Source organism: Streptomyces sp. RPT161, from assembly GCF_027533845.1.
Lineage (GTDB): Bacteria > Actinomycetota > Actinomycetes > Streptomycetales > Streptomycetaceae > Streptantibioticus_A > Streptantibioticus_A silvisoli_A.
Genome location: NZ_JAPZVN010000006.1, coordinates 69,524 through 83,635, shown reverse-complemented (window position 1 = coordinate 83,635; position 14,112 = coordinate 69,524). Strand labels below are relative to the sequence as shown.

Sequence of the window (14,112 nt, the reverse complement as noted above, 5' to 3'; positions counted from 1 at the left end):
AGCCGATGGGACTGATGACACATGGCTGACTTGCTTCAGGGCCGCACCGCCTCCGAGCGCATGTCGCCCTACGACCGGCAGGGTTCGGCGGCGAACCTCGCGGACATCCTGGAACGGGTCCTGGACAAGGGCGTGGTGATCGCGGGCGATATCCGCATCAACCTGCTCGACATCGAACTGCTGACCATCAAGCTCCGGTTGGTGGTGGCCTCGGTCGACAAGGCGAAGGAGATGGGAATCGACTGGTGGGAACACGACCCCTCACTCTCCTCTCGCGCCCGTACCAGCGACCCCGAGGTGACTTCGGGGGACGAGCGACTCGCGGTGGAGAACGAGCGACTGCGAGCCGAGGTGAGTCGGCTGCGTGCCAGGGAGATCGAAGATGAGCGATGACCGGGTGAGCTACGTCTACGCCGTGGGGAAGCGCGGACCGGCGCTCGAATCAGCCGCCACCATTGGCGCCGCCGCGTCCGGGCACCGCGGGCTGCGTACCGTCTGCGAGGGCGGCCTGGGCGCGCTGGTGTCCAGCGTGCCCGCCGAGCAGTTCACGGAAGAGGGCGTCAAGTACCAACTGGAGAGCCTCGATCAGCTGGAGGTGATCGCCCGGGCCCACCACGCCGTGGTGGCCGCGGCGTGGGAGCACACGACCGTACTGCCCATGCGGCTGGCCACGGTGTTCCTCGACGACGCGCGGGTCGCGGACATGCTGCGCGAGCGTGCTCACGACCTCGCGCGGCTGCTTGAGCAGTTGGAGGGGCATGTGGAGTGGGGAGTGAAGGTGTACGCCGACCCCGGGGCCGCGCCCACCACCGCCGCAGCGCCGGTGGCCACCGTCTCGGTCGGCTCCAGTCCCGGTCGCGACTACCTCCGGCAGCGCCGCGCCCGACGTCAGGCGCACGAACAGGCACTGCGCGCGGCGGACGCGGTCGCGGCCCGGGTGGCCGGTGCCGCAAGGGAGGTCGCCAGTGCGGGAGTTGAGCACCGCCCACAGCAGGACGGTCCGGTCAGCGCCGGGCAGGGTGAGAACGTGGCGAACTACGCGTTCCTCGTGCCCTCTGAGCACACGGCGCGATTCCAGCGGGCCGTGCGGTCCCAGGCCGCCGACGCGGCTGGGGTGCGGATCGAGATCACGGGGCCGTGGGCTCCGTACTCCTTCGCCACGACGGACGCTCACGACGGCTCGCCGACCGAAGACAACGATGGACGTTGAACCGACCGTGCCGGGCGCGCCGGTCCGCGATGCAGACACCGCCCTCGTGGGTCGGCATGTCGCGCTCATCGACCTGCTGGACCGTCTGCTGGCCGGTGGTGTGGTCCTGACCGGTGATCTGGTGCTGTCCATCGCCGACGTGGACCTGGTACGGATCAACCTGCGCGCGGTCATCGAATCGATCACTGATGGCACCGTCGGCGGCTGGGAGCCTTGAGATGCGTGAACCGACCGGAGTGTGCGCCCGCCCAGACGGTGGGGCTGCCGAACGACTCGCCTTGGACCCTGACACCGTGGAACGCGACCTGGTCAGGCTTGTCCTGACCGTCGTGGAGTTGCTCCGGCAGCTCATGGAGCGCACCGCGATCCATCGTGTCGACGTCGGTGACCTGAGCGAGGAGCAGGAGGAGCGGGTCGGTATGACGCTCATGCTCCTGCAGGACCGGATGTCCGAGCTGTGTGGTCGCTACGGGCTGACGATGGAGGACCTCAACCTCGACCTCGGGCCGCTGGGTTCGCTGCTGCCGCGCGCCGGTGACCAGCCGGTGCTCGGCGCCCCTTCCGGTCAGTCGGGAGGCTGACGTCAGCCGCCCTCCCCCGCGACGGCCGCGCCGTGCGGCCCGCCGGCACCGCCGGGTGGGTACCGGTGGAACCTCGTCCTGCTTTCACAGCGGCGGTCTGGTGATGACGTTCCAGATGCGGGCCGCGACATGCAGGTTGAGTCGGACCTCGATATCGGTGATGTCGAGGCCGGAGATCTCCCGAATGCGACGCAGCCGGTACCGCAACGTGCTGCGGTGGATCGCCAGCGTCGCCGCGGTGGTGTCGTAGCTGCTGTTCTCCAGATAGGCGGTGAGTGTCGCGACGAGGTCGCCGTGGTGCATCTGGTCGTAGTCGATGAGGGGGCCGAGCCATTCACGTACGAACTGCTCGGTGTGCGCGTCGTGGTCACTGGTGCGCAGCACCCGGTAGAGACCGAGCCGGTCGAAGGCGATCAGGCCGCGGGGGTCTTGGGAGTTCTGCCGGATCTGCAGGGCGCGCAGCGCCTCCTGGTAGGAGTGGGAGAAGTCGGACGGGGCGTCGCACTGGCCGCCGACCGCGATCACACCGTCGGCGGAGCCGAGTTCCTTCGCCACATCCTCGTAGAACGCGTCCCCGACGGCCGGGCCGCGGACGATCAGTACCGCCGCGCCTGACCGGCGTCCCAGCAGGATGTCGTGCCGCCCTGCCGCGGCTGCCCGACCGACCGCGGCGGTGACCGTTCCGTCGCCCCACGGCCCCGTCCACCTGACGACCACCACGTGGTGGGCCCCGTGCAGGTCGTGGCCGACCGCCTCGGACCGGGCGAAGGCGCTCTGCTCGTCCGTCCCGGTCACCAGGTCCTCGACCAGATCGCACTGCATGCGCAGTTCGGCATCAGCCAGGCTGCGCACGTGGGAGAGTTCGCGGGCGAGCACCGTGCCGGCCTGGTCCAGCGCGAACGTCTCGGTCTCCCCCGCCTGGTGCTGCGGGTCGGCCAGTACGAGGACGCCGAGCACCTCCCCGCGCGATCGCACCACGCCGACCAGGAGGTCCCGGTCGCGCACCGGCCCGCGCTCGCGCTCGGCGCGGCGCAGCACCGCCGTCCGGCGCACGGCGGCCAGTCCGATGGGCCGAGCCGAGCCCTCGGGCCCGGCCCAGGCCCGCAGATTGCCGAAACGGTCCTCGGCCCGGGTGGGGAAGCCGGTCAGCTCGTGCAGTAGGCGCACGATGCCCGGCTCGCCCTCGCCCGAGACCCGGCTGAGCGCCTCGTGTATCACCATCCGGCGTTGGAGCTCGGCCACGGCGCTCCGCAGGCACGCGTTGACCGCGGTCACGCCGTTGTTGATCAGCCGCAGTTGCCGCACACGCTCGCGCTCACCCTCGCACTCCTGGACGTGATCCAGCGCGGCGGCCGTCTGACGTGCCAGGAGGGTGACGAGGTGCGTGTCCTCATCGGCCGGGGCCGTGGGCGACCGTACGACGAGGTAGCCGAGGCAGCTACTGCGGTTCCGCAGCGCCAGGGCCCGGGCCCAGCCGAATCCCGGCAGGTCGAGCGCGGTGTCCTGGCCGCCCAGTGCGCGTACTCCGGCATCCATCGCGTGGTCCTCGGGCTCAAGCGCGGAGGTCCCGCCACGCCGCAGCTCCCCGTCGTGCGCCAAGTAGCCCACAGCGGTCAGGGAACTGCCCAGTGAGGCGATCCAGGACGCGGCGAGTTTCAGGACGTCGTTCTCGTCCCGGCCGTTGAACATCGTCGGCGCCAGTTCGCAGAGGCTGGCCATCCTGCCCAGGCACTGCTGGGTCCACGCGTTCGGCGGCGCGCCCTTCACCGGGATGGCATTCATGCCGTCTCCTTCCCGAAGAGCGCGGCGCTGGTCGTGCGGCCCGTGGGCCCGTACGGGCTGCGCACCGCGGGTCGGCCGGGCCTCTGTGCCAGCGAAGGAGCCCTGGTCAGGCAAGGGGCCTGACCTGCGAGGGTGAGCCACTATGTGCGTTTTGTCCCCCTAGGCCCATGTCTCCTCTACCCGCCCCGCGCAGGCTGACACAAGAGCAGGCTGAAACGAGAAAGGAGATACCTGCCCGCGCCGCCCGGGTCACCCCGCCGGAGCCTTCCGGCGAAGAAGCTACCCGGGCTCAAGCGTCGGACGACCGGACGGACGAAGCCGCCGCCCACCGACCGGGAGGCCGAAGCGCCCTGCTCGGCGCGGCGCAGCACACGTAGCCCCGGCAGCCCGAACCGCCGGCCGACTCCCGGTCCACCGAGTCCCGAACGCCGTCCGGTGGGGCACAGGCGACCTGACGCCCCGGACATCCGAAAGGCGGAGCCACGGACCAGCACACCCGAAGCGGACGAGCACTCGCCTGGACGTCGCAGGCAGCGGAGGCGTGGCGGCGGGCGGTGGACCGCGTCATCGCCTCCGACCCAGGGCTCATCCGATTCCTGAGCGCCGCCCGCATCGTCACGGCGATCCTGTTGTGCGCCGCGCTCCTGGCCGCGTCGCACTACCCCCCGCGGACGGTGGTCACCGGTGCGACGGCGGCGGAGGTCTTCTCCTTCGCGGTCTCGGCCACGAACCGCAGGGAACAGGCCGTGACACTGGCCGTCGGCCTGCCCACCGGCCTGGCCGCGCTGACGGTCGGCACCCTGATCGCACCGAACCGCCCGCTGGCCGACCTGATGTGCGTGGTGGTGGTCTTCCTGGCCGCCTACTCCAGGCGGTTCGGCAAGCGGGGCAGTGATCTGGGTGTCATCGCCTTCCAGATGTACTTCATCTCCCTGTTCGTGCGCACGGGACCGGAGGTGGTGGCCCAGGAGAGCACCGTGCTGGTGATCGGCTGGTGTTCCGCCGTGGTGGTGCGGTTCGCCGTGGTGCGCGTCTCCCCGCAACGCACTCTGCTCCGCCTGTGCGAGTCCTTCCGGGCCCGGCTCCTGCAGTTGATCGACTCGTTGATCGAGGTGGCCGAACAGGGACCCGACGCCCCTACGGCCGAACCGGCGATGCGCAGACTCCGGCGGCGTACGGCGCGCCTGCACCAGGCCGCGCTGATGATCCAGGACCACCTGGACGAGGGGATCAGGGATCCCGCGGTCGCGGCCGATGTGCAGCGGCGCATCGCCGATGCCGAGGTCGCCGCCGAGCGGCTGGGGGCCATGCTGCTGGGGGCGTTGGGCAGGCCGGGTGCCAATCCGGTGGCCCATGACCTGACCGACCGTCTCGTGGCGGGTCGGCCGCCCGAGCAAGTGCCGCTGGAGGTGGCGCGGCCGGACCTCGTGCGCCGCCTCGTTGCCGACCTCAGGGCGCTGCGGGAGATCGCCAGCCGCACCGCGGTCAACGACCAGGGCGTCGGCCTGAAGATCGTCCGCGACAGGCTGCTCGGCTACCGGGATCCCGAGCGACTCCCCGAGGCTCCGGCGCCGGTGCGGGACGTCTTCAGGGCGATCGGGGAACTCAGTCGTGGGCTGATGGGACTGCGCATCGCACTCGCCGGTCCCGACGACAGCCCGGACGACAGCCCGGAGGCGGCGCGCTCGCGCGAGGAACTGCAGACGGAAGAGGCGGTACTGGAAGCGGAGGACACCGCGCAGCGGGCGGCGAGCCGACAGACCGAGCCAACCGGCATGCGCCGGGCGAGCACCCGCGTCGCCGTGCAGGTCGCCGTCGCTTCGGCGTTGGCCATCCTGGGCGGCGAACTGCTGTCCCCGCAGCGCTGGTCCTGGGCGGTCCTCACCTGCTGGGTGGTGTTCGTGAACACCTCCTCCAGCGGCGAGATCCTGGTCAAGGGCTACCGCCGGATCACCGGAACACTGATCGGCGTGCTGGCTGGGATCTGGCTCGCCGACCTCGTCGGCAACGAACCCTGGACGGCCTTCGCGCTGCTCATGCTGTGTGTCTTCGGCAGCTTCTACACCACCGCGACGACCTATGCGCTGTCGTCCTTCTTCGTCACGGCCATGCTCTGCCTGCTGTACACACTGCTGCACAGCCTCACGCCCGGACTGCTGGAGCTACGGCTCGGGGAGTCGGCGATCGGAGCCGCCTGCGCCATCCTCGCCGGCACGCTCGTCCTGCCCGTACACACCTACGAACGCACCGAGCAGCAGGTCCGCGAAGTCCTGGGGCGGCTGCGGGAGGTGACCGGGCAGGGCGTCGCGGAGCTCAGCGGTGGCCGGCCGGTGGATCTGCTGGAGCGAGCCCGGACGCTGGACAACGCCCTGGACGAGTTGCGGACCGCCACCCAGCCGCTGCGGCACCCGATCACTCCGCTGCGCAACCGCCGAAGGATCACCCGATACGTCCTGGGGCTGCTGGAGACGGCCGCCTACCACGCGCGCAGCCTGGCGGCCATGGCACAACTGGCCACGGGACGTCGCACGATGAGGTCCGACGTACGGCTGCGGGAGGCCGCCCAGCGCGTCGACCGCAACCTCGACGCGCTCATCACCTGCCTGGAAAGCGGCGGCAACTGCCGAGAGCCGCTCGATACCGGCGCGAAACCGCTGTTCGGACGCTGGCGGCGCACGTCGTCGGCCGTCCGCGAGCCGCGCCCGGAGGCACGGCAGACGGAGGAGCCGGACACGACCGCCGCACAGGCACTACGCCATCTACGGCGGGTCGATGAGGAGGTCGTCGGCCTGGCCCGCCCGCTGGGCATGCGACTCGACACCGACCAGCGGGAGCCATCCGACCGCCACGACGACGCCGAGGTCATCGCCGCCTGAGGCAACGGGCGCTCCGGACGGCCACGCGGGGCGTGCCGCCGGTGCCCGAGTGTCCGCAGGCCTGATGATCGTTGCCAGACGGACGGGTCCGGGAATCCGGCGCAGTGAGCGCCGCGGGTCGGTCGCGTCCCGCCATCGAGCAGAGGAGTTGCCATGAAGTTCGGGATCTCAACCTTCATCACCGATCAGGGCATCACACCGACCGCACTGGCACCAGCCGTCGAGGAACGCGGATTCGACTCGCTGTTCATCGCCGAGCACACCCACATCCCGGTGGAGCGGCGTACCCCGTACCCGTTCGGTGGGGAGCTGCCGGAGAAGTACTACCGCACCCTGGACCCCTTCGTCGCGCTGAGCGCCGCGGCGGTGGTCACCGAACGGCTGCTCGTCGGCACGGGCATCGCCCTGGTGGTGCAGCGGGACCCGATCATCACGGCGAAGGAGGTCGCCTCCCTGGACCTGGTCTCGGGCGGGCGCACCATCTTCGGGGTGGGAGTGGGCTGGCTGCGTGAGGAGATCGAGAACCACGGCACCAACCCGGCCACCCGCGGTCGGCTGGTCGACGAGCGGTTGCATGCCATCAGGGAGCTTTGGACCAAGGAGAAGGCCGAGTTCCACGGCGAGTTCGTGGACTTCGACCCGGTGTACAGCTGGCCCAAGCCGGTGCAGCGCCCGCACCCGCCGATCTACGTGGGTGGCGGCGAAGCCGCGTTCCCACGGATCGCGGAGCTCGGTGACGCCTGGATCGCCAACGTCATGCCCCCGGAGGAGCTCCGTCAGCGGATGGAGCGCCTGCGCGGCATGGCGAACCGCGATGTGCCGGTGACGGTGGCCTACACGCCCGCGGATCCCGAGTTGCTGGAGGGCTTGCGCAAGGTGGGGGTCGACCGGGTGCTGCTGGACCTGGAGACGATGCCGGAGCGGGAGTCGTTGGCGGAGTTGGACCGGCTGTCGGAGATCGCCGCCAGCTTCCGCTGAACGGCCGAGCAGCGAAGCGCCGCCAGTCCTCGGACGCGAGCCGCGATCGGCCGACGGGACGGATCCGGCCCCGCGGAGCTCGCCTCCGGGGCCGGAAAGCGGCAGGCCACCGCTCCCCCTCGACCTGGCAGGTCGGTACGGCGGGCGTAATTCGTCCCCGCGGGGCCATGTCAGCGGCCACCCGTTCGAGCACGCTGGCAGAAGGTGCGATGGGATCCCACCCGATGGATCGCGCCGTCCGCAGGGGGGAGTAACGATCTAGGAGTGCCAGATGGCCAAGGCAGTCGGGATCGATCTGGGTACCACGAACTCGGTGATCGCCGCGTGGGAAGGCGGTGAGGCGTCGGTCATCCCCAATTCCGAAGGCTCACGCACCACTCCTTCCGTGGTCGCGTTCACGGACACCGGGGAGCGCCTGGTGGGGCAGCTGGCCCGTCGGCAGGCGATCCTCAACCCCAAGGGGACGATCTATTCGGCGAAGCGCTTCATCGGCCGCCGCTTCGACGAGGTGACCGAAGAGGCCAAAGCGGTGGGCTTCGACGTCGTCGAGGGGCCCGGCGGCCTGGCCCGCTTCGAGGTACGCGGCAAGCAGTACGCGCCCGAGGAGATCAGCGCCCTGGTGCTGCGCAAGCTCGCCGAGGACGCGGGCAAGACCCTGGGTGAGAAGGTCACGGAAGCGGTCATCACCGTGCCCGCCTACTTCAACGACGCCCAGCGCACGGCTACCAAGGACGCCGGGAAGATCGCCGGCCTGGAAGTGCTGCGCATCATCAACGAGCCGACCGCGGCGGCACTGGCCTACGGGCTGGACAAGAAGGGCCATGAGACGGTGCTGGTCTTCGACCTCGGCGGCGGCACCTTCGACGTCAGCCTGCTGGACGTGGGCGACGGCGTGGTGGAGGTCCGCTCGACGGCCGGTGACACCCACCTGGGCGGCGATGACTTCGACCGGCGGTTGGTGGACCACCTGGCGGACGCCTTCCAGCGGGAGAACGGGATCGACCTGCGCAGCGACCCGCAGGCCCTGCAGCGGTTGTTCGAAGCGGCCGAGAAGGCCAAGGTCGAGCTCAGCTCGGTCACCCAGACCCAGGTCAACCTGCCGTTCATCACGGCGGACGCCTCCGGCCCCAAGCACCTGACCGAGACGATCCGGCGCTCCACCTTCGAGCAGATCACCGCCGACCTGGTGGAACGCTGCCTGGACCCGGTGCGCCAGGCGATGAGCGACGCCAAGGTGACCGAGAACGACATCGACGAGGTCATCCTGGTCGGCGGCTCGACCCGCATCCCCGCGGTTCAGGCGCTGGTGCGCAGGCTCACCGGCGGCAAGGAACCGAACATGAGCGTCAACCCCGACGAGGTGGTGGCGATCGGCGCGGCCATCCAGGCCGGAGTGCTCAAGGGCGAAGTCAAGGACGTGCTGCTGCTCGACGTCACCCCGCTGTCCCTCGGTGTGGAGACGCGCGGCGGCGTCATGACGAAGATCATCGACCGGAACACCACCATCCCGGTCCGGCGCTCCGAGACGTTCTCCACGGCGGAGGACAACCAGCCCGCGGTCGACGTGGTGGTGCTGCAGGGCGAACGCGAACGGGCGGCGGACAACCGGGTTCTGGGCCGCTTCCGGCTGGAGAACATCCGCCCGGCGCCGCGCGGCGAGCCGCAGGTCGAGGTGACCTTCGACGTCGACGCGAACGGCATCCTCAACGTCAGCGCCAGGGACAAGGACACCGGCGCCGAGCAGGGAATCACCATCAGCGAGAGCTCCAACCTGGACCGCAGCGAGGTCGAACGGATGGTCTCCGAGGCCGAACGCAACCGCGCCGAGGACCAGTCCCTGCGCCAGGCGGTGGACGCACGCAACGAACTCGACGCGGTCGCCTACCAGGTGGAGCGGCGGCTGAGCGAACTGGGCGACTCCGTCCCGCAACACGAGAAGGCACGCGCGGAGATGCTGGTCTCCGAGGCCCGTCAGGCCGTCAAGGAGGAAGCGACGGTGGACCGGGTCCGCGGCCTCACCTCCGAACTGCAGCAGATCTACCACGGACTCGCCAGCCGCCAGCCGGGCACCCCGCCAGAAGGCGGCGGACCGGCCGAAGAGGGCGGGCCGGCCACCGGCGAGGGGCCCGACGAGGACGTCGTCGACGCCGAATTCGATCGGGGATGAGGCACCGCCATGTCCGAGCACGAGGACCAGCACCCGCCGGACGAACAGGCGACGCGGCAGGCGACCGGCCAGGACGAGGAGTCGACCGCCACCCCCACCGTCGAGGAACTGGACGACCGCTGGCGCCGGGCGATGGCGGAGCTGGACAACCAACGCAAGCGGCACATCCGTGAGTTGCAGCAGGTGCGGGACGCCGAACGCGGGCGGGTCGCCGCCGCCTGGCTCCCGGTGGTCGACAACCTCGAACTGGCGCTGTCGCACGCCGAGGCCGACCCCGGCTCCGTCGTCGAAGGGGTGAGGGCGGTGCGCGACCTGGCCGTCCAGATCCTCAAGGACCTCGGATATCCGCGTCATGACGAGACGGATGTGCCGTTCGACCCCACTCGGCACGAGGTGGTCACGGTGGTCGACGAGCCGGACACCGCGCCGGGCACCGTGGTGCGGGTGCTCCGGCCCGGATACGGCGACCCCGATCGGCAACTTCGGCCAGCGGCCGTGGCCGTGAGCCGGAAACAGGAGTGACGGCATGGCGCGCGATTACTACGAAGTGCTGGGTGTGTCGCGCAACGCGAGCGCGGACGAGATCCAGCAGGCCTTCCGCAAGCTCGCCCGCCAGAACCACCCGGACATCAACAGCGACCCGGCCGCCGAAGAGCGGTTCAAGGAGATCAACGAGGCATACCAGGTGCTGTCCGACCCGAAGACCCGCGCACGGTACGACCGCTTCGGTCCGGACTTCCGGCAGATTCCGGAGGACTACGACGAGCGGGTGGCCGCAGGCGCCGGATTCGGTGGTGGCGGCGGTCGGGTTCGCTGGACCACCGGCGGCGCGCCCGGCGGCGGACGGACTCGGGTCTACACCAGTGGTGAGGGCTTCGAGGGCGCCGGAATCAACATCGAGGACCTGTTCGGCGGTATGTTCGGCGGCCGCGGCGCCCCCGGCCCGATGCCGGGCGCCGACCAGGAGGCCGAACTCCGGCTCACCGTGGAGGAGGCACACCGCGGCGGCAAGCGGAAGGTGACCATCGGCGGACCGGAGCACCCTCGCACCTACGACGTGGACATACCGTCCGGTGTGGTCGACGGCCAGCGGATCCGGCTCGCCGGAGAAGGCGGCCAGGGCATGGGCGACGGCCCGGCCGGCGACCTGTACCTGAGGGTGCGGATCCTCCCCCACAAGCGGTACCGGCTGTCCGGACGCGACATCCATGTCGACCTGCCGGTGACCCCGTGGGAGGCGGCCCTGGGCGCGACCGTGCCACTGGCGACACCGAGCGGCACCGCCAAGGTCACCGTCCCGCCCGGCTCCTCCAGCGGCCGCCGACTGCGGCTGCGCGGGGAAGGCATGCCCAACCCGAAGGGCAGGCCGGGCGACCTGTACGCCCACATCCGAATAGCGGTCCCGCCCTCGCCGACTCCCAAGGAGAAGGAACTGTTCGAGGAGTTGGCCGCCGTTTCGACCTTCGACCCGAGGAGGCAGTGAGATGAGCGTCCGTCCCACGCCGACCGCGGCACAGCGCGCACGGGAGACGGCAACGGTCCACTACCCGCTGACCCGCCCGTACCGGCTCAGCCTTGACGTCGTCGCCCGCCGCAGCGGCCTGCACCCCGACCTGGTCCGCCGGTTCGTCGCGCTGAGCCTGGTGGACGCCGCCCGGGACGCCTCCGGAGAGCTGTGGTTCGCCGCGACCGCACCGTCCGCCATCGCCCGTGTCCAACGACTGCGGACCGGACTCTGTCTCAACTACGCCGCGATCGGGCTGGTCCTGGACCTACTTGACCGGATCGAGTCCTTGGAGACCGAACTGCGCCGCGTGAACGCCGCCCATCCGCGAGCCGACGCACCCATCGGACAGCGAAGGAGTGGACCGCCGTGGACATGAACCGACTCACCCAGAAGTCCCAGGAAGCGCTGCAGGAAGCACAGACCACGGCAACGGGGATGGGCCACACCGAGGTCGACGTCGAACATCTGCTGCTCGCCCTGCTCGCCCAGGGCGACGGCCTCGTACCGCGCCTGGTGGAGCAGTGCGGTGCCAACCTCGACGCACTCCGGGCGGATGTACGCGGCGACCTGGAGAGGCGCCCCAAGGTCACCGGTCCGGGCGCCACACCAGGGCAGGTGTACGTCACCCAGCGGCTTGCCCGGCTGCTCGACACCGCCGACCGGGAGGCCAAGCGGCTGAAGGACGAGTACGTCTCGGTCGAGCACCTGATCCTTGCGATGATCGACGAGGGCAGCGCCACCCAGGCCGGCCGCCGCCTGAAGGAGCACAACGTCACCCGGGAAACCTTCCTGTCCGCGCTGACCCAGGTACGCGGCGCCCAGCGGGTGACCTCCGCGACGCCTGAGGGCGCGTACGAGGCGCTGGAGAAGTACGGCCGGGACCTGGTCGCCGAGGGCCAGGCCGGCAAGCTCGACCCGGTGATCGGCCGCGACGCGGAGATCCGCCGCGTGATCCAGATCCTCAGCCGTAAGACGAAGAACAACCCGGTCCTCATCGGCGACCCCGGCGTCGGCAAGACGGCCATCGTCGAAGGGCTCGCACAGCGCATCGTGCGCGGGGACGTTCCCGAAGGCCTGCGCGACAAGACGATCTTCGCTCTGGACATGGGCTCGTTGGTCGCGGGCGCCAAGTACCGGGGCGAGTTCGAGGAGCGCCTCAAGGCGGTACTGGCCGAGGTGAAGGCCGCGGAGGGCCGGATCCTGCTCTTCGTGGACGAACTCCACACCGTGGTGGGCGCGGGCGCCGCCGAGGGCGCCATGGACGCGGGCAACATGCTCAAGCCGATGCTGGCCCGCGGCGAGTTGCACATGATCGGCGCCACCACACTGGACGAGTACCGCAAGCACATCGAGTCCGACGCCGCGCTGGAGCGGCGCTTCCAGCCGGTGATGGTGGACGAGCCCAGCGTCGAGGACACCATCTCCATCCTGCGCGGGATACGCGAACGCCTTGAGGTCTTCCACGGCGTCAAGATCCAGGACAACGCCCTGGTCGCCGCGGCGACCCTCAGCCACCGCTACATCACCGACCGCTTCCTGCCGGACAAGGCGATCGACCTGGTCGACGAGGCCTGTGCCCGGCTGCGCACCGAAATCGACTCCCTGCCAGCCGAGTTGGACGAGCTCACCCGCCGGGTGACCCGGCTGGAGATCGAGGAGGCCGCGCTGTCCAAGGAGGACGACTCGGCCAGCAAGGCCCGACTTGAGGAACTGCGCCGCGAGTTGGCCGACCTACGGGCCGAGGCGGACGCCAAGCACGCGCAGTGGGACGCCGAGCGGCAGGCCATCCGACGCGTCCAGGAACTGCGCCAGGAGCTCGAACAGGCCCGTCACGAAGCCGAAGAGGCCGAGCGGAACTACGACCTGAACCGCGCCGCGGAACTCCGCTACGGCAAGATCGCCGAACTGGAACGCAAACTCGCCGCCGAGGAGCAGCAACTCGCCACCAAACAGGGCGAACAGCGGCTGCTGCCAGAGGTGGTCACCGAGAACGAGATCGCCGAGATCGTCGCCGCCTGGACCGGCATCCCGGTGGCCCGGTTGCAGGAGGGCGAGCGGGAGAAGCTGCTGCGGCTGGACGAGATCCTGCGTGAGCGGGTCATCGGGCAGGACGAGGCCGTACAACTGGTCGCCGACGCCGTCATCCGGGCCCGCTCCGGGATCCGCGACCCGCGCCGGCCCATCGGCTCGTTCATCTTCCTGGGACCGACCGGTGTCGGCAAGACCGAGCTCGCCAAGACGCTGGCGGCCGCGCTGTTCGACAGCGAGGACGCCATGGTGCGCCTCGACATGAGCGAGTACCAGGAGAAGCACACCGTCAGCCGCCTGGTCGGAGCGCCCCCCGGCTACGTCGGATACGAGGAGGGCGGCCAGCTGACCGAGGCCGTGCGCCGCAAGCCGTACTCCGTGGTGCTGTTCGACGAGATCGAGAAGGCGCACGCGGACGTCTTCAACACCCTGCTCCAGGTGCTCGACGACGGCCGGATCACCGACGCCCAGGGCCACACCGTCGACTTCCGCAACACGGTCATCATCATGACCTCCAACCTCGGCTCCCAGCATCTGCTGCAGGACGCCACCGCGGGCGGCGAGATCAAGCCCGAGGTGCGGGAGTTGGTCATGGCCGAGTTGCACGCCCACTTCCGGCCTGAGTTCCTCAACCGGGTCGACGACGTGGTGCTGTTCCGGCCACTGGGCCTCGCCGAGATCGAACGGATCGTCGACCTGCTCTTCGACGAGCTGCGCAAGCGGCTGGCAGAACAGCAGATCACCCTGGAACTGACCGAGGAGGGCCGCCGCCTCATCGCCCAGGAGGGCTTCGACCCCGTCTTCGGGGCCCGGCCACTGCGCCGCTTCATCTCGCACGAGGTGGAGACCAAGATCGGCCGTGCTCTGCTCCGCGGCCAGATCCGGGAGGGTCTCACGGTGGTGGTCACCGCTCACGACGACGAGTTGGTGGTGGAGATCCCCGATGCCACGCAGCAACAAGCCAAGGCCGCGTGACCGCGGTC

The 14,112-nt window shown here is 70.2% G+C and carries 12 protein-coding genes; 11 read left to right on the top strand and 1 reads right to left on the bottom strand.

From position 1 onward, the window contains the following. The first annotated feature begins 21 nt into the window (after window positions 1-21). The 4 genes from O5O46_RS15030 to O5O46_RS15015 are packed head-to-tail and all read left to right on the top strand — an operon-like array spanning window position 22 to window position 1,791. Window positions 22-393: a gas vesicle protein gene (locus tag O5O46_RS15030; RefSeq protein WP_269855925.1), complete on the top strand. Its 372-nt coding sequence runs from the start codon at window positions 22-24 to the stop codon at window positions 391-393. Beyond that, window positions 383-1,210, top strand: coding sequence for a GvpL/GvpF family gas vesicle protein (locus O5O46_RS15025; RefSeq protein ID WP_269855924.1), 828 nt, complete (start codon window positions 383-385; stop codon window positions 1,208-1,210). Before O5O46_RS15030 ends, O5O46_RS15025 begins: the two co-directional genes overlap by 11 nt. After that, the gene (locus tag O5O46_RS15020; protein WP_269855923.1) at window positions 1,200-1,427 is read left to right on the top strand and encodes a gas vesicle protein; all 228 of its coding nucleotides are present in this window, start codon (window positions 1,200-1,202) and stop codon (window positions 1,425-1,427) included. The genes O5O46_RS15025 and O5O46_RS15020 overlap by 11 nt, the downstream gene beginning before the upstream one ends. A gap of 1 nt (window position 1,428) precedes the next feature. Continuing rightward, the gene (locus tag O5O46_RS15015; protein WP_333482380.1) at window positions 1,429-1,791 is read left to right on the top strand and encodes a gas vesicle protein K; all 363 of its coding nucleotides are present in this window, start codon (window positions 1,429-1,431) and stop codon (window positions 1,789-1,791) included. An 84-nt stretch (window positions 1,792-1,875) separates the two neighbouring features. Here the strand turns inward: O5O46_RS15015 and O5O46_RS15010 are convergent, their stop codons facing one another. Beyond that, entirely contained in the window at window positions 1,876-3,573 is a 1,698-nt protein-coding gene (locus tag O5O46_RS15010) for a PucR family transcriptional regulator (protein WP_269855921.1), read from the bottom strand. Between the two features lie 554 nt (window positions 3,574-4,127). Between O5O46_RS15010 and O5O46_RS15005 the strand changes: the two genes are divergently transcribed. From O5O46_RS15005 to clpB, 7 genes are all read left to right on the top strand, one after another. Beyond that, the gene (locus O5O46_RS15005) at window positions 4,128-6,449 is read left to right on the top strand and encodes an FUSC family protein (protein WP_269855920.1); all 2,322 of its coding nucleotides are present in this window, start codon (window positions 4,128-4,130) and stop codon (window positions 6,447-6,449) included. 153 nt (window positions 6,450-6,602) lie between these two features. Continuing rightward, a complete protein-coding gene (locus O5O46_RS15000) occupies window positions 6,603-7,427 on the top strand; it encodes an LLM class F420-dependent oxidoreductase (protein ID WP_269855919.1) in 825 nt (274 codons plus the stop codon). A 271-nt stretch (window positions 7,428-7,698) separates the two neighbouring features. Further along, the gene (gene dnaK, locus O5O46_RS14995) at window positions 7,699-9,594 is read left to right on the top strand and encodes a molecular chaperone DnaK (RefSeq protein ID WP_269855918.1); all 1,896 of its coding nucleotides are present in this window, start codon (window positions 7,699-7,701) and stop codon (window positions 9,592-9,594) included. 9 nt (window positions 9,595-9,603) lie between these two features. Beyond that, the gene (locus O5O46_RS14990) at window positions 9,604-10,116 is read left to right on the top strand and encodes a nucleotide exchange factor GrpE (protein ID WP_269855917.1); all 513 of its coding nucleotides are present in this window, start codon (window positions 9,604-9,606) and stop codon (window positions 10,114-10,116) included. Between the two features lie 4 nt (window positions 10,117-10,120). Then, window positions 10,121-11,077 (top strand): J domain-containing protein, encoded by a 957-nt coding sequence (locus O5O46_RS14985; RefSeq protein ID WP_269855916.1) that lies wholly within the window; start codon window positions 10,121-10,123, stop codon window positions 11,075-11,077. A 1-nt stretch (window position 11,078) separates the two neighbouring features. After that, window positions 11,079-11,477: a chaperone modulator CbpM gene (locus O5O46_RS14980; RefSeq protein ID WP_269855915.1), complete on the top strand. Its 399-nt coding sequence runs from the start codon at window positions 11,079-11,081 to the stop codon at window positions 11,475-11,477. Then, window positions 11,468-14,104: an ATP-dependent chaperone ClpB gene (gene clpB, locus O5O46_RS14975; protein WP_269855914.1), complete on the top strand. Its 2,637-nt coding sequence runs from the start codon at window positions 11,468-11,470 to the stop codon at window positions 14,102-14,104. The genes O5O46_RS14980 and clpB overlap by 10 nt, the downstream gene beginning before the upstream one ends. The last annotated feature ends 8 nt before the right edge of the window (window positions 14,105-14,112 follow it).